The 18,195-nt window shown below is 71.5% G+C and carries 21 protein-coding genes; 11 read left to right on the top strand and 10 right to left on the bottom strand.

Features of this window, described 5'->3' with window-relative positions:
- Window positions 1-345 precede the first annotated feature (345 nt).
- Genes ACWC5O_RS13990 through ACWC5O_RS14000 form a run of 3 tightly spaced genes read left to right on the top strand, consistent with a single transcriptional unit; the run spans window position 346 to window position 1,988 of the window.
- Complete coding sequence (locus tag ACWC5O_RS13990) at window positions 346-744, top strand: helix-turn-helix transcriptional regulator (protein ID WP_450580913.1); 399 nt, start codon at window positions 346-348, stop codon at window positions 742-744.
- Between the two features lie 34 nt (window positions 745-778).
- Entirely contained in the window at window positions 779-1,195 is a 417-nt protein-coding gene (locus tag ACWC5O_RS13995) for a VOC family protein (protein ID WP_450580914.1), read from the top strand.
- Between the two features lie 43 nt (window positions 1,196-1,238).
- Window positions 1,239-1,988, top strand: coding sequence for a VOC family protein (locus ACWC5O_RS14000; RefSeq protein WP_450580915.1), 750 nt, complete (start codon window positions 1,239-1,241; stop codon window positions 1,986-1,988).
- Between the two features lie 285 nt (window positions 1,989-2,273).
- On the opposite strand, the gene ACWC5O_RS14005 is transcribed toward ACWC5O_RS14000, so the two are convergent.
- The 4 genes from ACWC5O_RS14005 to ACWC5O_RS14020 all read right to left on the bottom strand — a co-directional run bounded on the left by ACWC5O_RS14005 (window position 2,274) and on the right by ACWC5O_RS14020 (window position 4,132).
- Window positions 2,274-2,606, bottom strand: coding sequence for a DUF952 domain-containing protein (locus tag ACWC5O_RS14005; protein ID WP_450580916.1), 333 nt, complete (start codon window positions 2,604-2,606; stop codon window positions 2,274-2,276).
- A 209-nt stretch (window positions 2,607-2,815) separates the two neighbouring features.
- Window positions 2,816-3,238, bottom strand: a complete 423-nt coding sequence (locus ACWC5O_RS14010; RefSeq protein WP_450580917.1) for a YciI family protein — start codon at window positions 3,236-3,238, stop codon at window positions 2,816-2,818.
- Between the two features lie 85 nt (window positions 3,239-3,323).
- On the bottom strand, window positions 3,324-3,521 hold the full coding sequence (locus ACWC5O_RS14015; protein ID WP_450580918.1) for a hypothetical protein: 198 nt from the start codon (window positions 3,519-3,521) through the stop codon (window positions 3,324-3,326).
- A 26-nt stretch (window positions 3,522-3,547) separates the two neighbouring features.
- Window positions 3,548-4,132, bottom strand: a complete 585-nt coding sequence (locus ACWC5O_RS14020) for a dihydrofolate reductase family protein (RefSeq protein WP_450580919.1) — start codon at window positions 4,130-4,132, stop codon at window positions 3,548-3,550.
- Window positions 4,133-4,275: 143 nt separating this feature from the next.
- Here ACWC5O_RS14020 and ACWC5O_RS14025 point away from each other — a divergent pair, with 143 nt between their 5' ends.
- Entirely contained in the window at window positions 4,276-4,866 is a 591-nt protein-coding gene (locus tag ACWC5O_RS14025) for a TetR/AcrR family transcriptional regulator (protein ID WP_450580920.1), read from the top strand.
- Window positions 4,867-5,149: 283 nt separating this feature from the next.
- On the opposite strand, the gene ACWC5O_RS14030 is transcribed toward ACWC5O_RS14025, so the two are convergent.
- Both ACWC5O_RS14030 and ACWC5O_RS14035 read right to left on the bottom strand, forming a co-directional pair.
- On the bottom strand, window positions 5,150-6,280 hold the full coding sequence (locus ACWC5O_RS14030; protein ID WP_450580921.1) for a family 2 encapsulin nanocompartment cargo protein polyprenyl transferase: 1,131 nt from the start codon (window positions 6,278-6,280) through the stop codon (window positions 5,150-5,152).
- A 112-nt stretch (window positions 6,281-6,392) separates the two neighbouring features.
- On the bottom strand, window positions 6,393-7,799 hold the full coding sequence (locus tag ACWC5O_RS14035; protein WP_450580922.1) for a family 2B encapsulin nanocompartment shell protein: 1,407 nt from the start codon (window positions 7,797-7,799) through the stop codon (window positions 6,393-6,395).
- Window positions 7,800-8,089: 290 nt separating this feature from the next.
- Between ACWC5O_RS14035 and ACWC5O_RS14040 the strand changes: the two genes are divergently transcribed.
- Together ACWC5O_RS14040 and ACWC5O_RS14045 are read left to right on the top strand one after the other, a co-directional pair.
- Window positions 8,090-8,683 carry an N-acetylmuramoyl-L-alanine amidase gene (locus ACWC5O_RS14040; RefSeq protein WP_450580923.1) on the top strand — a complete coding sequence of 198 codons (594 nt, stop codon included), beginning with the start codon at window positions 8,090-8,092 and terminating at the stop codon, window positions 8,681-8,683.
- A gap of 43 nt (window positions 8,684-8,726) precedes the next feature.
- Window positions 8,727-9,659, top strand: coding sequence for a 1-aminocyclopropane-1-carboxylate deaminase/D-cysteine desulfhydrase (locus tag ACWC5O_RS14045; protein ID WP_450580924.1), 933 nt, complete (start codon window positions 8,727-8,729; stop codon window positions 9,657-9,659).
- Between the two features lie 19 nt (window positions 9,660-9,678).
- Here ACWC5O_RS14045 and ACWC5O_RS14050 read toward each other — a convergent pair whose 3' ends face one another.
- Entirely contained in the window at window positions 9,679-11,271 is a 1,593-nt protein-coding gene (locus ACWC5O_RS14050) for a Na+/H+ antiporter (protein WP_450580925.1), read from the bottom strand.
- 62 nt (window positions 11,272-11,333) lie between these two features.
- Here ACWC5O_RS14050 and ACWC5O_RS14055 point away from each other — a divergent pair, with 62 nt between their 5' ends.
- The 3 genes from ACWC5O_RS14055 to ACWC5O_RS14065 all read left to right on the top strand — a co-directional run bounded on the left by ACWC5O_RS14055 (window position 11,334) and on the right by ACWC5O_RS14065 (window position 13,370).
- The gene (locus tag ACWC5O_RS14055; protein ID WP_386578263.1) at window positions 11,334-11,594 is read left to right on the top strand and encodes a UBP-type zinc finger domain-containing protein; all 261 of its coding nucleotides are present in this window, start codon (window positions 11,334-11,336) and stop codon (window positions 11,592-11,594) included.
- A gap of 271 nt (window positions 11,595-11,865) precedes the next feature.
- Window positions 11,866-12,279: an ATP-binding protein gene (locus ACWC5O_RS14060; RefSeq protein ID WP_004925829.1), complete on the top strand. Its 414-nt coding sequence runs from the start codon at window positions 11,866-11,868 to the stop codon at window positions 12,277-12,279.
- Window positions 12,276-13,370 (top strand): RNA polymerase sigma factor SigF, encoded by a 1,095-nt coding sequence (locus ACWC5O_RS14065; protein WP_450580926.1) that lies wholly within the window; start codon window positions 12,276-12,278, stop codon window positions 13,368-13,370. Before ACWC5O_RS14060 ends, ACWC5O_RS14065 begins: the two co-directional genes overlap by 4 nt.
- A 17-nt stretch (window positions 13,371-13,387) precedes the next feature.
- Here the strand turns inward: ACWC5O_RS14065 and ACWC5O_RS14070 are convergent, their stop codons facing one another.
- On the bottom strand, window positions 13,388-13,831 hold the full coding sequence (locus ACWC5O_RS14070) for a hypothetical protein (protein ID WP_450580927.1): 444 nt from the start codon (window positions 13,829-13,831) through the stop codon (window positions 13,388-13,390).
- 146 nt (window positions 13,832-13,977) lie between these two features.
- On the opposite strand from ACWC5O_RS14070, the gene ACWC5O_RS14075 reads away from it, so the two are divergent.
- Window positions 13,978-14,946, top strand: a complete 969-nt coding sequence (locus tag ACWC5O_RS14075) for a diacylglycerol/lipid kinase family protein (protein ID WP_450580928.1) — start codon at window positions 13,978-13,980, stop codon at window positions 14,944-14,946.
- Window positions 14,947-15,266: 320 nt separating this feature from the next.
- On the top strand, window positions 15,267-15,524 hold the full coding sequence (locus ACWC5O_RS14080) for a WhiB family transcriptional regulator (protein WP_016639615.1): 258 nt from the start codon (window positions 15,267-15,269) through the stop codon (window positions 15,522-15,524).
- 199 nt (window positions 15,525-15,723) lie between these two features.
- Here ACWC5O_RS14080 and ACWC5O_RS14085 read toward each other — a convergent pair whose 3' ends face one another.
- Window positions 15,724-17,190, bottom strand: coding sequence for a sensor histidine kinase (locus ACWC5O_RS14085; protein WP_450581101.1), 1,467 nt, complete (start codon window positions 17,188-17,190; stop codon window positions 15,724-15,726).
- 347 nt (window positions 17,191-17,537) lie between these two features.
- Window positions 17,538-18,167 (bottom strand): TetR/AcrR family transcriptional regulator, encoded by a 630-nt coding sequence (locus tag ACWC5O_RS14090; protein WP_450580929.1) that lies wholly within the window; start codon window positions 18,165-18,167, stop codon window positions 17,538-17,540.
- Window positions 18,168-18,195: the final 28 nt, after the last annotated feature.

The following is an 18,195-nucleotide window of genomic DNA, read 5'->3' on the forward strand; positions in this document are numbered from 1 at the left end:
CACAACCGGCACACCCTGCGACCTGAACAACGGAACCGTCCAGATCAAGACCTGGAACGCCCTCGGCAACGCCCCCACCACCCTCGGCACCGGAAGCCGGTCAACCCTGCACCTGCCCTACATCTGATCCGACAACTCCAGCGCCGGACAGGCGGACGTCAGCGTTCCGCGCGGTCCCTGACCCCACCCGCTCCCAGGCCCGCCGGACACCGGCGTCCCTCCCGGAGCGGGTGCGGGCTTCTTCATCCGGACAGAAGGCGAGAGGGGAGCCGGCCCGGTGGCCGGGAGGGCCCCTTCGGGCTGCGTTCCGGGCGGGCCGAAGACGCTCTGTGCCAAGCTGGAGAGGTGACTCTGGACGACCTGGTACGGCTGCGGCGGGTGCGCGACCGCATGGACCGCGAGTACGCCGAGCCGCTCGACATGACCGAGCTGGCCCGTGGCGCCCACATGTCGCCCGGCCACTTCCAGCGCAGCTTCCGCAAGGCGTACGGGGAGACGCCGTACAGCTATCTGATGACCCGCCGGGTCGAGCGGGCCAAGGCGTTGCTGCGCCGCGGCGACCTCACCGTGACCGAGGTGTGCTTCGCCGTCGGCTGTACCTCCCTCGGCTCCTTCAGCTCCCGGTTCACCGAGCTGGTCGGCGAGACGCCGAGCGCCTACCGGGCCCGCCCGCACGAGGAGAGCGCGGTGATCCCGTCCTGTGTGGCCCGTACGTTCACCCGCCCGCGCCGTCGGCCGTACTGAAGCGGCCGGACGCGTCTGGCCCTAGCGTGAAGCCATGGACCTGAAACTCAAGCAGTGCTTCATCGCCGTGGACGACCACGACAAGGCGCTCCACTTCTACTGTGACGTGCTCGGCATGGAGGTCCGCAACGACGTGGGCTTCGAGGGGATGCGGTGGGTCACCGTGGGCTCGCCGCTCCAGCCGGACGTGGAGATCGTGCTGGAGCCGCCCGGCGCGAGCCCGGACATCTCCCCGGCCGACAAGCAGGCGATCGCCGAGCTGCTCGCCAAGGGTCTGCTGCGCGGGGTCATCTTCACCACCGAGGACTGCGACGCGCTGTACGAGCGGGTCCGGGAGGCCGGCGGCGACGTGCTCCAGGAGCCGACGGACCAGCCGTACGGGGTCCGCGACTGCGCCTTCCGGGACCCGGCCGGGAACATGCTGCGGTTCCTGCAGCGGCCCGCGGACTGAAATTCCCCCGGCGTGGCGGGGACGGCTGCCTACGATCCCCGCCATGAACACCATCCGCTGGACCTACGCCTTCGTCGACCGCCCCGCCGCCCGCCTCGCCGAGGCCCGCGCCTTCTGGACAGCCGTCACGGGCACCCGGTTGTCCGAATTCCGGGGCGAGCGACAGGAGTTCGTGACGCTGCTGCCGGACGGGGCGGACCCCTGCGTGAAGCTCCAGGGCACCCTCGACGGGGACGGCGGGGCCCATCTCGACCTCTTCGTCGACAACGTGCGAGCGTTCGTGGAGACGGCCGCCCGCCTCGGCGCGGGCCTGGTCGCCGAGCACGGTGACTGGTCCGTGCTCCGCTCGCCCGGCGGGCAGTCGTTCTGCGTCGGAGCCTGGGACGGCGAGAGGGTACGGCCGCCGGTGGTCGAGGGCAGCCGCCTGGACCAGGTGTGCCTGGACATCCCGCCCTCGGTGTACGACACGGAGACCGCGTTCTGGGCCGCGCTGACCGGCTGGGAGTTGCTGGCGGGTTCCCTGCCGGAGTTCCGGGTGCTCAGGCCGCCCGCGGGCCTGCCCGTCCGGATCCTGCTCCAGCGGCTCGACGACGAACGCCCGGCCTCCGCACACCTGGACCTGGCCTGCGCGGACATCGAGGCGACCCGGGCCCGGCACGAGCGACTGGGCGCTGTCCGCGTCCACCAGGGCCGGCACTGGGCGGTGATGCGTGACCCGGCAGGCGGCACGTACTGCCTGACCGGCCGGGACCCCGAGACGGGCGGGCTGCCGGCGGCGGTCGGCGATTCGTAGTCACGTACAGGCAGGCGACGGCCGTCCGACCCGGCTCCTGCGTCGGCTCGGGCTCCGGGCCGGACGGGCACGCGGCGTCGCCCGTCGTCCCGTGGAGCGGACGGGGCGTGCCGCCGTACGCATTCCGCGGCGTCGTCCCGTCCCCGTTCTCCCTCCCGTACGACCCCTGCGGCCGGACCGAATCCCGGAGCCACAGGGTGAGCCGGCCCCCGGCGACCAGCGCCACGGCCCAGGCGCAGACGGCCCGGCGCCATAACCGGCGGCGGCGCGCACCCCCCTGTTCGCTCACCCCCAGGCCTCCACGTCCACCACCGCCTCGACCGGCACCGGCCCGTACACGTGCGGGAACTCCTCGCCGTTCGGCGGCATGGCCTCGTGCTTCAGCGGCACACCGAGCAGGGCCGGGTCCACTACCAGCACCACCAGCTCGTCGGGGCCCTCGTAGTCGCCGTACAGGAGAGCCGCGATGCGCGGGAGTTGGTCGCGGGTGGAGAAGTGGATGAACCCTTCTTCCTGGAGGGTGCGGCCACGGGTGGACACCTCGTAGGTGCCGCGTTCGCGGGCCGCCTCCCACAGGGAGCGCTCGGTGATGTGGACGATGGGCGGAAGTTTCGGCATGCGGCCACGCTACGGCCTCAGCCGGGCCGCGCTCGTTCGCAGGTGGTTCCTGAACGGCGTCCTCGGCCGTGTCGAAGTGCCCGTGCCGCCGCACCGGTGCGCCGAGGGCCAGAGGACAGGGGCCGCGCGAAGCGGTCGCTGAGGGGCGGTGGTCGGGCGGCGGGCGGGAGCGTGCCGGCGCAGCAGGTCCTCGGTGCCGGCCGGGCCGGTCATTGGGCGCAGATGTCCCCGGCACCGCCCATGAGGGGCCGGATCACGACGGGGTAGTCGGTCAGGCCCTCGGGGCCGGGGCAGCGGGTGACGCGCTCGGCGATCTCGGTGACCCGGTCCAGGCTCGCGCAGTCCACCACCCAGTAGCCGGCCAACAGCTCCTCCGTCTCGCCGTACGGGCCGTCGGTGATCACGGTCCGGCCGTCCTTGCCGCGCGCGACCAGCCGGGTCCGGGCGGGCTCGGCCAGGCCCTGGGCGTCGACGAGTTCGCCGGACTCGGCGAGGCTGTCGCTGATCGCGCCCATGTACAGGTACATGGCCTTGAGCTCCGCCTCGGTCCAGGACGGGGCGTGCGCGGAAGGCTGGCCGGCCATCGCGTCGTAGTCCGCCTGCGTGCCCTGCACCATCACCAGGTACTTCACGGTCCGCTCCTTCGGCTCGGGGCCGTCTCCTGCGGGCGGCTCTCACAGGGGACGCCGGAGCCGGGCCGGGATTCTCGACACGGGCTCAGGACTCCTTCGCGGCGGAGTCCTGCGGGGCGGGGTGCTCCTGTCCGGCGGCGAGGTCGGCGCGGGCCGCGCACTTCGGGTTGTGGCAGGGGCCGGGGCCCCACACCGGCACCCAGATGCCCAGCGTCTTGTGCCGCCGGACGACCGTGTCGACAGGTTGTCCGCAGACGGGACAGACGTGCTCTTCGCTGTCCATGCCCCCAGGGTAGGGCGGGCGTGGGTTCAGCGCTTCCTGCGGTACGACCGCACGAGCACGCCGTTGCCGAAGGTCCGCACCGAGTCCAGGCCGAACTCCTTGATGTCGAGGCCCGTGCCGAACATCGGCATGCCGGTGCCGTAGACGAGCGGGTAGGTCTTGATGACGAGTTCGTCGATCTCGTCGAGCAGTGCTCCCGCGAGCTGGGAGCCGCCGCACAGGTAGATGTCCAACCCGCCGTCCTCCGCCTTGAGTTCGCGGACCCGGCCGGTCAGATCGCCGTCGATGATCTCGACGTGCGGGTCGGGCGAGGTGCCCAGGGTGCGCGAGGCGACGTACTCGCGCAAGTGGGCGTAGGGGCTGGTGATGCCGTCCTTCAGCGCCAGCTCGTAGCTGGCCCGGCCCTGGATGACGGTGTCGAACCGCCGGTTCTCCAGGTGGTCCAGGCCGAGCTGCCGGCGGGCGTGGGTGGGCAGGGTCTCCGCGAACTCCGCCTTGAGGAAGCCGAGGTACTCCTCGTCCAGGAAGCGGAGCATCGCGGTGGCGTCGCCGTGCTCGTCGCCGATGAAGCCGTCGAGCGAGCAGGCGATGAAGTACGAGAGCTTTCGCAAGCCGGTCTCTTTCCGTAGGCTGCGGGGCGATCGGTCAACCACTCCGCTTGTAGTGCTTCAGTTGTAGTACTCCATCCGTAGTGGTGGCAAGCTTTTTCCGGGATGCTGTCGGTACCGAGGACAAGTAGGAGAAGGGATTCCGCATGGCGGGCAATCCGGAACGGCGGGCGGCGCTGGTGGACGCCGGGATCGCGGTGCTGGCGCGGGAGGGCGCGCGCGGGCTGACGTTCCGCGCGGTGGACGGCGAGGCGGGCGTGCCCACCGGTACCGCCTCCAACTACTTCACCGGCCGCGAGGACCTGCTCCGCCAGATCGACGCCCGGCTGCACGTACGGCTCGCACCGGATCCGGAGGTGACGGAGGCGCTGCTGTGCCGACCCCGCGACCGTTCCCTGGTCAGGGCCTTCATGCAGGACATCATGGACCGGGCGACCCGCGACCGGACCGGCTACCTGGCCCTGCTGGAGATGCGGCTGGAGGCCACCCGGCGCCCCGAACTGCGGGCCTCCTTCACCAAGTCGGTGCGCGGGGACCTGGAGCAGGGCATCGGGTTCCACCGGCAGTCCGGCCTGCCCGGCGGCGACGAGACCGTCACCGTGCTGTACCTCGCGATGCTCGGCCTCATCCTGGAACACCTGACCCTGCCGGGCGTCCTGGACGGAGTCCTGGACGGCGTGAGCGTGCCGGAGGGGCTGGTCGACAGGATCGTGACGACGATCGTGCCCGAGGGGTAGCACAGCGGACCACGCGCCGGGACAGCTCACCAGGGTGGTCGGCGGGCCGCCGGCAGCGGCGGTCACGTCCACGAAGCGGTCGTGCGGCCGGGGCGGCGCCCGCGCCCCCGGAGAGCGGCACCCGCCGGCAGCGAGAACGCCCCCGCCCGGGCAGTGGGCGGGCCCCGCACGCCGTGGGGATGTGCGGGGCCCTCCGGCCGGAGCCCCCGGGAGGTCGTGCGGGGTCAGGACCGCACGGTCCCGGTGGCTCCGGGGTCCTTACCGGCCGCGTGTCACGGCGGCCTCAACCGCTGCGCCGGGTCACGAACTCGGCCATGGCCAGCAGACCGCCGGCCGCCTCCGGCGCGGGCACGGCGCGAACCAGCTCCTGCATGGCTCGGGCCATCCGGTCGGCCGCCTCGGCCTGCGCCCAGTCCCGGCCGCCGGCCTGCTCGACGGCGAGAGCCGTGCGCGCGATCTCCCCGCCGTCCCCGGACTCCCCCTTCACGTACGGCTTCCCGTACAGCGCGGCGAGTTCCGCCGCCGCCGGGGTGCCGGACGCGAGCGCGGCCACCACCGGCAGGGACTTCTTGCGGACCGCGAGATCCGCGCCGGCCGGCTTGCCGGTGCGCTGCGGGTCCCCCCATATGCCGATCACGTCGTCGATCAGCTGGAAGGCGAGCCCCGCCTGGCGGCCGAAGCCGTCCAGCGCCGCCACGTCCTGCGCACCGGCGCCCGCGTAGAGCGCGCCGAGCGCGCAGGCGCAGCCCAGCAGCGCGCCGGTCTTGGCCTCGGCCATGGCGAGCGCCTCGTCGAGGGTGACCTCGTCCGGCGCGCGCCGCTCCATGGCCGTGTCGGTGTGCTGTCCGGCGCACAGCTCCACGACGCAGTCGGCGAGCCGGACCGCGGCCGCGCCCGAGGCGGGGTGCGGATCCTCGGCGAGCAGCCGCAGGGCCAGCGCCTGCAGGGCGTCCCCGGCGAGGATGGCGTCCGCGTCACCGAAGACGGTCCAGACCGTGGGCCGGTGCCTGCGGGAGGTGTCGCGGTCCATCACGTCGTCGTGCAGCAGCGTGAAGTTGTGGACCAGTTCGACCGCCACGGCCGCCCGCACGGCCGCCGTCCGCGCCCGCGGGCCGCCGAGCGCGGCGGCCGCGGCGAGGACCAGCGCGGGCCTGATGGCCTTGCCCGCGTGGCCCGCCGCCGGAGTGCCGTCCGCGTGCTCCCACCCGAAGTGGTAGAGCGCGATCCGGCGCATCGAGCCGGGCAGCGACTCGACCGCCGCACGCAGCTGCGGGTCGACGACGGCCCGGGTCCGCTCCAGCAGCGCGGCCGCCTCCTGCCCGTCGAGCGGACCGGCTCCGGCGTCTGCGGCCGGCCCCCGGCGTTCACCCGGCGCGGGTGAACGCTGTCTGATCTGCGTCATGAACTCGGCCATGAGTCCCCCTCGCGCGGTCCGCGGACGGTGGTGCTTCCGCTCCGGCTGGACGCACACCCCGGGGGTGTACCCACCCCGGAGGGCGGGAACACGGCCGCGAAGTGCGGAAACGTCACCTCCACCGGCCGATCTCGACGTTCTCCAGCACACCGAGTGCGTCGGGCACCAGGACGGCGGCCGAGTAGTACGCGGTCACCAGGTAGTTGATGACGGCCTGCTCGTTGATGCCCATGAAGCGTACGGACAGGCTCGGCTCGATCTCGTCCGGGATGCCGGACTGCCGCAGGCCGATGACACCCTGCTCGTCCTCGCCGGTACGCATGGCGATGATCGAGGTCGTGCGCTCCGGGGTGACGGGGATCTTGTTGCACGGGTAGATCGGCACACCGCGCCAGGTGGGGATGCGGTTGCCGCCGATCTCGACGGTTTCCGGGACCAGTCCGCGCTTGTTCAGCTCGCGCCCGAACGCGGCGATCGCGCGTGGGTGGGCGAGGAAGAGCCTGGTGCCGCGCCGGCGGCTGAGCAGCTCGTCCATGTCGTCCGGGCTGGGCACGCCGTCGTGCGGCTGGAGCCGCTGGTCGTACTCGCAGTTGTTCAGCAGCCCGAACTCGCGGTTGTTGATCAGCTCGTGCTCCTGACGCTCCTTCAGTGCCTCGACCGTGAGCCGCAGCTGGTGCTCGGTCTGGTTCATCGGCTGGTTGTACAGGTCGGCCACGCGCGTGTGGATGCGCAGCACGGTCTGGGCGATGCTCAGCTCGTACTCGCGCGGCCGGGCCTCGTAGTCGACGAAGGTGTGCGGGATCTCCGGCTCGCCACTGTGGCCGGCTGCCAGCGCGACCTCCTTCTCGCCGTACTTGTTGGTCCGCTGCTCCGGGAGCGCGCGCAGCTGCCGGACGTGTTCGCGCAGCGAGTCGGAGCGCTCCGCGACCTGCTCGAAGTCCTGGCGGGCGAGGATCAGCACCGTGCACGCGGTGTCCGCGCGGGCCGTGTACTCCCAGATGGCGTCCGGGTCCAGCAGTGCCGCCTCGCCGAAGTAGGCGCCGTCGGCGAGGACGCCGAGGACCGCGTCGCCGCCGTACGGGCCCGTGCCGATCTTCTCGACCCTGCCGTGGGCCAGCAGGTACACCCTGTCGGTCTGGTTGCCGAAGGAGGCGATGACCTCACCGGGCGCGAAGTCCCGCTGCCGGCAGCGCCGGGCCAGCTCGGTCAGCACCTCCTGGTCGTCGTACGACCGCAGCGCCGGGAGTTCGCCCAGTTCGGCGGGGATCACCTCCACCTGGTCCCCGGTCTTCACGAAGGTGATGCGGCCGTCGCCGACGGCGAACGTGAGCCGCCGGTTCACCCGGTACGTGCCGCCCTGCACATCCACCCAGGGCAGCGTCCGCAGCAGCCAGCGGGAGGTGATCTCCTGCATCTGCGGGGCGGACTTGGTCGTGGTGGCCAGGTTCCGCGCTGCCGCCGTGCCGAGAGACTGCTGCGGCTTGCCCTGCTCCGTGCGGACCTCTTCGCCTACCGACATAAGAAAATGCCCTCTCATGTATGTCCGGCGCCGAATCGCACACCGGTCTCACGAGCGAGCCTTCCATCACGGAGAGTACTCGCACCATTACCCGAAAGAGCGGGACTGGATCATCGGACTACTGGGCAGAAAGAGGGACCCTGTCCAGTGCCCCGCGCTCGCACGGCCTGTCCGGATCGGCTCGCACAGCGTGCGAACGATGTAGTCCGGGACGTCCGGTTTCGGTAGAAGCAAGCGGTACGACAGGGCCGCGCCCCGCGGCCACCGGGCACAGCACGAAGGAGGCGGTCATGGCCCCACCCATGTCCGCGAACGGGTTCCTGGACGCGCTTCGGGCGGAGGGCGTCGAGGTCGTCGAGGTCGGCGACTGGCAGACCCACAACCGCAATCACAAGGGCCCCTGGGGTCCCGTCCACGGCGTGATGATCCACCACACGGTGACCCGCGGCAGCGCCCACACCGTGGAGCTCTGCCGGGCCGGCCACGCGGAGCTGCCGGGCCCGCTGTGCCATGGGGTGATCACCAAGGACGGCGCGGTCCATCTGGTCGGCTACGGCCGCGCCAACCACGCCGGCCTCGGCGACGACGACGTCCTGCGCGCGGTGATCGCCGAGAAGCGGCTGCCGCCGGAGAACGAGGTGAACACCGACGGCAACCGGCACTTCTACGGCTTCGAGTGCGAGAACCTGGGCGACGGCGAGGATCCCTGGCCCGAGGCGCAGCTGGACGCGATCGTGCGCGCCGCCGCGGCGGTGTGCCGCCATCACGGCTGGACGGAGCGCTCGGTCATCGGCCACCTGGAGTGGCAGCCGGGCAAGGTGGACCCGCGCGGCTTCTCGATGGCGTGGCTGCGGGATCGGGTCGAGGAGCGCCTGAAGGCGTAGGTGCTGTTGCCGGACCGGCGCGGCACGGGGCGACAATGAGGCCGTGACCAGCACCGACCCGCTCGCCCCGCACCTCCCGTCCCCCCTTGTGGACATCCGGGACGACCGGTTCGCCCGGCACGGCCTCCGTCTGCTGCTCAAGCGGGACGACCTGATCCACCCTGAGCTGATCGGCAACAAGTGGCGCAAGCTGGTGCCGAACCTCGAGGCGGCGGCGGGGCGGGAGCTGGTCACCTTCGGCGGGGCGTACTCCAACCACCTGCGGGCCACCGCCGCCGCGGGCCGCCTCCTCGGTCTGCCCACGGTCGGCGTGGTCCGCGGCCAGGAGCTGGCCGACCGCCCGTTCAACCCGTCCCTGTCCCGCTGCGCGGCCGACGGCATGCGGCTGCACTTCATCGACAGATCGACGTACCGGCTCAAGAGCGAGCCGGAGACCCTGGCCGCGATCCTGCGCGAGGCCGGCGCCGAGGGGGCGTACGTCGTCCCCGAGGGCGGCAGCAACGCCGCCGCCGTACGCGGCTGCCGGGCCCTCGGCGAGGAGCTGCGCCACCGCGCCGACGTCGTCGCGGTGGCCTGCGGCACCGGCGGCACCCTCGCCGGACTCGCCGCCGGCCTGGCCCCCGGACAGCGCGCGCTGGGCATACCGGTCCTGAAGGGCGGCTTCCTGGAGACCGACATACAGACCCTCCAGGAGCGCACCTTCGGCACCCGCACCGGCACCTGGTCCCTGAACGACCGCTTCCACTTCGGCGGCTACGCCCGCACGACCCCCGAACTCGACGCCTTCGCCGAGCACTTCGAGCAGCGCCACGGCCTACCCGTCGAACGTCTCTATGTCGCCAAGTTGCTGTACGGGCTTGTCGCCCTGGCCGAGGAAGGCGCCTTCGCACACGGGACGACGATCGCGGCAGTCGTCACCGGCCGCCCCTTCCCGCAGACCCCGGACCTGCCCGCTGGGGCGTCGTCCACACGTTGACCGGCGGGACAGGCCCTGGCTAGCCCGCCTCCCGGTAAGCCGCCGCCTCCTCCAGGTCGAGTCTGCGGAGCAGGGCGCGGAGCATCTCGTCGTCGATGTAGCGGTGGTCGCGGAGGCGGACGAAGACCTCGCGTTCGGCACCGATCATCTCGCGGGACAGGCGGCGGTAGGTGTCGTCCACGGACTCGCCGGTGACGGGGTTGACCTGGCCGAGGCGCTCCCAGACGGCGTTGCGGCGGCGCTCCAGGACCGTGCGCAGGCGGTCGGCGAGCGGCGGGGGCAGGGCGTTGCTCTCGTCGGAGAGGAGTTCGTCCAGACGGTTCTCCGCGGCCCGGGAGGCCTGCGCCTGGGCGTTGGCCTCGGCGAGCGTCTCGGCCTGCCGGTCGTGGCCGGGGAACTTCAGCAGACGGATCAGCGGGGGCAGGGACAGGCCCTGCACGACCAGGGTGCCGATGACGGTGGTGAAGGTCAGGAAGAGGATCAGATTGCGCTGCGGGAAGGGGTGGCCGTCGTGCGCTATGGGGATGGAGAAGGCGATGGCCAGGGAGACCACACCGCGCATGCCGGCCCAGGAGGTGACCATCGCGCCCCGCCAGGTGGGGTTCTCCTCGCGTTCCCTGATGCGTGCCGACAGCAGGCGGGGCAGGAAGGTCCCCGGGTACACCCAGACGAACCGGGCGAGGACGACGACGAGGAAGAGGGCGACGGCGTACCAGGTCGCCTTGGCGCCCTCGTATCCCCCGAGCCCCTTGAGGACCACCGGCAGCTGCAGGCCGATCAGGGCGAAGACGGCCGACTCCAGGATGAAGGCGACCATCTTCCATACCGCCTCCTCCTGCAGCCGGGTGGCGAAGTCGACCTCCCACGCGCGGTGCCCCAGGTAGAGGGCGACGACCACGACCGCGAGGACCCCGGAGGCGTGCAGCTGCTCGGCGACGCCGTAGGCGACGAACGGGATCAGCAGGGAGAGGGTGTTCTGCAGGAGGGGTTCCTTCAGGTGCGTGCGCAGCCAGTGCAGGGGCGCCATGAGGACGAGCCCGACACCGACACCGCCGACCGCCGCGAGCAGGAACTCGCGGATCCCGCCCGCCCAGGTGGCGCTCTCGCCGACGACCGCGGCGACGGCCACCTTGTAGGCGGTGATCGCGGTGGCGTCGTTCAGCAGCGACTCGCCCTGCAGGACCGTCGTGATCCGGGACGGCAGGCCGACCCGGCGCGCGACCGCCGTGGCGGCCACCGCGTCCGGCGGCGCCACCACCGCACCCAGCACCAGGGCGGCGGTCAGCGGCATCCCGGGGATGAGCACATAGGCTGCCCAGCCGACGGCGACGGTCGCGAAGAGCACGTAGCCCACCGACAGCAGCGCCACGGGCCTGACCTGGGCCCGCAGGTCGAGGTACGAGCTGTCGGTCGCCGAGGTGTACAGCAGCGGGGGCAGCAGCAGCGGCAGGACGATCTTGGGGTCGAGGGTGTAGTCCGGCACCCCGGGGACGTAGGAGACCGCCAGGCCGACCGCGACCAGCAGCAGCGGCGCCGACACCGGGGTGCGCCGGGCGGCCCCCGCCACCGCGGCACTGCCCGCCACCAGCAACAGCAGCGGCATCACGTCCATGCTCCTCGCCCACCCTCGATTTTCCGCGCGGCCACCCGCACACCCGTCGTAATCTGGCAATCATGAAACAGTGCACGCACTCCGACGCGCTGCCGCACCCCGAGCCGGAGCCGCTGAGCGAGACCTGCCCGGAGTGTCTCGCGCGCGGAACGCACCCGGTGCAGCTGCGGCTCTGCCTGTCCTGTGGCCACGTCGGCTGCTGCGACTCCTCGCCCGGCAGACACGCGACGGAGCACCACGAGACGTCCGGTCACCCGGTCATGCGGACCTACGAACCCGGCGAGGACTGGCGGTGGTGCTTCGTCGACCACGTTCTCGTGTGACACTGCACTGATACGGCATACGGCCGCGGACGCGGACGGTTCGAGCGTCTGACACCGGGGTACGTCAACCCGGCGCGTGCTCTTCCCATTTGGGCCCACAAACCCTCTAGACACGGAGCGTATCCACAGCTTTACTGTGAGTGACGCCAGGGGGTTGGGGTCCCGGGACAGGACCGTTCGGAGCGCGATAGCGTCACCGCGGAACCATGTATGCGTTAACCCGGGGGGCGACCCTCGGCCCCGTAAAGCTTGTACCACCATGGAGGTGAGGGTGTCCCAGATCGCAGGCGAGCCCGCGACCCAGGACTTCGTGGAAGTCCGGCTGCCGGCTGCGGGTGCCTACCTGTCGGTGCTGCGGACGGCCACGGCCGGTCTTGCGGCCCGCTTGGACTTCACCCTGGACGAGATCGAGGACCTGCGCATCGCCGTGGACGAGGCCTGCGCGATCCTGCTGCAGCAGGCCGTGCCCGGCTCCGTGCTCAGCTGTGTCTTCCGGCTCGTCGACGACTCGCTGGAGGTCACGGTGTCGGCGCCGACCACCGACGGCCACGCCCCCTCGCGGGACACCTTCGCCTGGACGGTGCTCTCGGCCCTCGCGGGCAAGGTCTCGTCCGCCGTCGACGAGGACAAGACCGTGTCGATCAGCCTCTACAAACAGCGCGGCGCGGGCCCCGGGCCGGCGTGAGGAACGGGGACGGGCCGGTGCGGGACGAAGAGCGCGGCACACGGGAGCTGCCGACGGGGGACCGAGGCCCCACGGACGGTTCCCGACGCATGGCGGACGGCATCGACGGCATCCCCGAGCAGGCCAGGCCGCACCCGGAGCAGGACTCCGCTGAGGCCGGCAGCGACGGTGCCGTGCAGAGCGCGCCTCCGGAGGGACGCGGCGGGATCGGATCCGCCGCCCGCGCGGAGGCGAGAGCTCGGGGAAGGGCTACGGGCGGGACGATGAGCGAGCACGAGCGATACGCCGAGGACAACGCGCTGGGCGCGGAGGCCGTGCAGGCCACCCAGCACGACCCGCAGGACCGCAGCGGGGCGCGTGCGATGTTCATCGAGCTGCGCAAGCTGAGGGAGGGCAGCCCTCAGTACGCGGAGCTGCGCAACCAGCTGGTCCGCATGCACCTGCCGCTCGTCGAGCACCTGGCGCGCCGCTTCCGCAACCGCGGCGAGCCGCTGGACGACCTCACCCAGGTCGCCACCATCGGCCTGATCAAGTCGGTCGACCGCTTCGACCCGGAGCGCGGCGTGGAGTTCTCCACGTACGCCACCCCGACCGTCGTCGGCGAGATCAAGCGGCACTTCCGCGACAAGGGCTGGGCGGTCCGCGTGCCGCGCCGGCTGCAGGAGCTGCGCCTCGCGCTGACGACGGCGACGGCCGAGCTGTCCCAGCAGCACGGCCGCTCCCCCACGGTCCACGAGCTGGCCGAGAAGCTGGCCATCTCCGAGGAGGAGGTCCTGGAGGGCCTGGAGTCCGCCAACGCGTACTCCACGCTGTCCCTGGACGTCCCCGACACCGACGACGAGTCCCCGGCGGTCGCCGACACCCTCGGCGCCGAGGACGAGGCGCTGGAGGGCGTGGAGTACCGCGAGTCCCTCAAGCCGCTGCTGGAGGACCTGCCGCCGCGCGAGAAGCGGATCCTGCTGCTGCGCTTCTTCGGGAACATGACCCAGTCGCAGATCGCGCAGGAGGTCGGCATCTCCCAGATGCACGTCTCCCGGCTGCTCGCCCGGACCCTCGCCCAGCTGCGGGAGAAGCTGCTCGTCGAGGAGTGAGACCCAAGGCGTGAGCCCTATTCGGCCCGGCCCGGTCCCTTGATCCCGAGGGCCTGGGTCGTCGCCGGGTTCACCAGCAGCACCAGCGCGGCGATCGCCACGACGGCCAGGGCGATGCCGCCCGGGATGGCCATGCTGTCGGCCTTGAGCAGGTTGTAGGCCACCGGAAGCGCCATGATCTGCGTGATGACGGCGGGGCCACGGCTCCAGCTGCGCCTGAGCAGCAGACCGCGCGCGGCCAGCAGCGGCAGCAGCGCGAGCACCACCAGGGTGATCCCGCCGGTCACGGCCTGCTGCCGGTCGTCGGGATCACCCGTGAGTCCGAGGACGAGGATCCAGACGCCGCCGATCACCAGGGCGGCCCCCTCCAGTGCGGCCAGCGCCGCCGCGTACGTCAGCCGGCGCGGGCGGGGCTCGGCGGCTTCGGCCGTTTCCGGGGCGGATTTCTGCTCACTGCTCACGCCAGAAGCGTAGCCCCGCACCCCGCGGCGGCAGCCTCCGCCCCGCGTTCAGCGCGGTGCCGAGTGTCCAGGCTCACGCCCCTGTCTCTTACCGGATCCCTACCTCGGTCTGGGCCGGGTACCCCCCAGTAGGTACGCTGCCATCCATGCGTGCACTTCTCGTGGTCAATCCGGCGGCAACCACCACAAGCGCACGCAGGCGTGACGTGCTGATCCACGCGCTCGCCAGCGAGATGAAGCTGGAGGCGGTCACCACCGAGTACCGCGGCCACGCGCGCGACCTGGGCCGACAGGCCGCGGAGAGCGACGACATCGACCTGATCGTGGCGCTCGGCGGAGACGGCACCGTCAACGAGGTCGTCAACGGCCTGCTGCACGCCGGCCCCGACCTGGACCGCCTGCCGGGCCTGGCCGTGGTCCCCGGCGGCTCGACCAACGTCTTCGCCCGCGCCCTGGGTCTGCCCAACGACCCCGTCGAGGCCACCGGCGCCCTGCTGGACGCGCTGCGCGACGGAACCGAGCGGGTCGTCGGACTCGGCCTGACCTCGGGCACGCCCGGCACCGAGGACGAGGCGGTGCCGGACCGCTGGTTCACCTTCAACGCCGGGCTCGGCTTCGACGCGGGCGTGGTCGGCCGGGTCGAACAGCAGCGCGAGCGCGGGAGGAAGTCGACCCACGCGCTGTACGTGCGACAGGTGGTCCGGCAGTTCCTCGGCGAGCAGAACCGCCGGCACGGCGCGATCACCCTGGAGCGGCCCGGCGCCGACCCGATCAACGATCTCGTTGTCGCCATAGTCTCGAACACGTCCCCTTGGACGTATCTCGGCAATCGCCCGATGTACACGTCACCTAAGGCGTCGTTCGATACAGGCATCGACGTGCTCGGTCTCAGCCGTCTGTCGACGGCCGCGGTTGCCCGGTATGGCACACAGTTGCTCACTTCGTCCCCCGAGCGCGGACCCCATGGCAGGCATGCGGTCTCGCTGCACGACCTGGACCAGTTCACCTTGCATTCGAAGGCCCCCCTCCCCCTTCAGATGGACGGCGACCACCTCGGACTGCGTACGAGCGTGACGTTCACAGGCGTACGCCGCGCACTGCGTGTGATTGTGTGAGCGGAACGGGCTAAAGTCCTTTCACTCGAACGTTTAGGCCAGGATCCACCCCATGGAAGTACGGCTGTGACCCAGTCGACACCGAGGAATCAAAAAAAACTTTCCGGAAGGGGTTGTATCCGTCGCTGAGGTTTGCGAGTCTCTACGTGGCGATCGGGACGGCCCGCAACACCGGCCTCCACTGATCACCGGAACCCCTCTTCAAACCAAGGACCACGCCGGGGAAGACCTGGCGGTCGGCCCTTCACTTGTTGAGGGATTCGTGAAAGCGTTCACATTCACAAGCAACTTGCACGTAATACCAAGGAGAGGTAGCAGCCATGGACTGGCGTCACAACGCCGTTTGCCGCGAGGAAGACCCCGAGCTCTTCTTCCCCATCGGCAACACCGGTCCTGCGCTGCTGCAGATCGAGGAAGCCAAGGCCGTCTGCCGTCGCTGCCCCGTCATGGAGCAGTGCCTGCAGTGGGCGCTCGAGTCCGGCCAGGACTCCGGCGTCTGGGGTGGTCTCAGCGAGGACGAGCGCCGCGCCATGAAGCGCCGCGCCGCCCGCAACCGGGCCCGTCAGGCCTCCGCCTGACAGTCCCACCCCTGCTGACAGCCTGAGCTTGGCGGCGCGTACAGCGAGTACGCATCTCCCGCCCCCGAGCCGCAGCGCGCAGTACCCCCGATGCGCTTAGCGACAAGCAGAGCAGCAACGAGCTTTAAGCCCCGGACCACGAAGTGGCCCGGGGCTCAATGCTGTTCGGGCCACTGTGTGTGCGGCGGCCGGGGGCTTCCTACTTCTGCGAGCGCACCGGAATGTCGAGGATGACCCGTGTGCCCCGCTCCGGCGCCGGGACCATGTCGAAGGTGCCGCCCAACTCGCCCTCCACCAGCGTTCGTACGATCTGCAGACCCAGGTTGCCCGCCGTCTGCGGGTCGAAGCCCTCCGGCAGGCCGACGCCGTCGTCCTGGACGGTGACGAGGAGGCGGGCCTCCTTGGCGGTGCCGCCGCGGACCGCGGACACCTCGACCGTGCCGGTGTCGCCCTCGCGGAAGCCGTGCTCCAGGGCGTTCTGCAGGATCTCGGTGAGAACCATCGAGAGCGGGGTGGCGACCTCGGCGTCCAGGATCCCGAAGCGTCCGCTGCGCCGGCCGGTCACCTTGCCCGGCGAGATCTCGGCGACCATCGCGAGGACCCGGTCTGCGATGTCGTCGAACTCCACCCGCTCGTCCAGGTTCTGGGAGAGCGTCTCGTGCACGATCGCGATCGAGCCGACCCGTCGTACGGCCTCCTCCAGGGCCTCCCGGCCACGCTCGGACCCGATGCGCCGGGCCTGCAGCCGCAGCAGCGCCGCGACGGTCTGCAGGTTGTTCTTCACCCGGTGGTGGATCTCCCGGATGGTCGCGTCCTTGGTGATCAACTCGCGTTCGCGGCGCCGGAGTTCGGTGACGTCCCGGAGCAGCACCAGGGAGCCGATGCGGGTGCCCTTGGGCTTGAGCGGGATGGCCCGGAACTGGATGACCCCGTCGTTCGCCTCGATCTCGAACTCACGCGGCGCCCAGCCGCTGGCCACCTTGGCGAGCGCCTCGTCCACCGGGCCCCGGGTCGGGGCGAGTTCGGCCGTGGTCTGTCCCAGGTGGTGGCCGACCAGGTCGGCGGCGAGACCGAGGCGGTGGTAGGCGGAGAGGGCGTTCGGGGAGGCGTACTGGACGATGCCGTCCGCGTCCACCCGGATCAGGCCGTCGCCGACGCGCGGCGAGGCGTCCATGTCGACCTGCTGGTTGGGGAAGGGGAAGGAGCCGGCCGCGATCATCTGGGCGAGGTCCGAGGCGCTCTGGAGGTAGGTCAGCTCGAGGCGGCTCGGGGTGCGGACGGTCAGCAGGTTGGTGTTGCGGGCGATGACGCCGAGGACGCGGCCCTCACGCCGTACGGGGATCGACTCGACCCGGACGGGGACCTCTTCGCGCCATTCCGGGTCCCCCTCGCGCACGATCCGGCCCTCGTCCAGCGCCGCGTCCAGCATGGGCCGACGGCCGCGCGGGACCAGGTGGCCGACCATGTCGTCCTGGTAGGAGGTCGGGCCGGTGTTGGGGCGCATCTGGGCGACCGAGACGTACCGGGTGCCGTCGCGGGTGGGGACCCACAGGACCAGGTCGGCGAAGGAGAGGTCGGAGAGCAGCTGCCACTCCGAGACCAGCAGGTGGAGCCACTCGAGGTCGGAGTCGCCGAGGGCCGTGTGCTGGCGTACGAGTTCGTTCATGGAGGGCACGTTGTGAGCGTACCCGGGGCCTGGTGATGGCCGAAAAACACCCGCGGGCCGCGGCGCCTGGGAGGGACCCTCAACCCTCCCGGCACCGCAGCCCGGAGCATCATCGGCCGCGGGGTGTGCGGTCCCGGTCGGCCGAAGGTCGAGGAGCCGGGGCAGTCAGGGCAGAGAGCTCCGGTTCCTCGTCCGTCCTCCTGTGCGGGGAAGACGGAAGCTGTTCAGTTTTCCCTACGATTTTCCCCTACGCATTCTGGACTAGACCACGATGGCGTGTCCATGTGCGTGGGGGTGTGCGTTGGAGTCTGCAGGCATACGATGCCACGCAGCCTAGCCCGCCCGGGTCAGCCGCGGGGCCAGATGGCCATGGCAATTTCCGCGAGCGCCTCCAGTTCCGCCCGGCTCGCGCCGTCCCGGGCCTGCTGGGACATGCCCTGGATCATGGCTCCGGTGTGCCGCGCCAGCGTTGCGGCGTCGGTGCCGGCCGGCAGCCGCCCCGCGGCGACGTCGGACCGGATCCGGGACTCCAGGGCGGTGATGCCCGCGTTGCGCCGCTCCCGCAGCAGCTGCTCGACCTCGGGGCTGGTGCAGTTGGTGGCCGCGTGGACGACCAGACAGCCGTAGGGGTGGGCGGGGTCGGTGTACTCGGCGGCGGCCTCGCGCAGCGTGCGTTCGACGGCGGCGCGGGCGGTGGGTTCCTCGGCGAGGGCGCGGTGGCCGAAGGCGCCGTGGGTGTCGACGTAGACCCGGACGACCTCCTCGAACAGGGTGCGCTTGTCGCCGAAGGCCGCGTAGAGGCTCGGGGCGCCGATGCCCATGATCCGGGTGAGGTCGGAGACGGAGGTGGCCTCGTAGCCGTGCTCCCAGAAGGCCAGGAGCGCCTTCTCCAGCGCGGTGGCGCGGTCGAAGGAGCGCGGGCGACCGCGTGCCCTGGCGGGCTCGGCCTGCGCCTTCGTGTCCTCGCTGGTCACCATGGGGTGCATTTTATAGCGCCCCCTAGAG

The organism is Streptomyces sp. NPDC001450 (assembly GCF_053597295.1).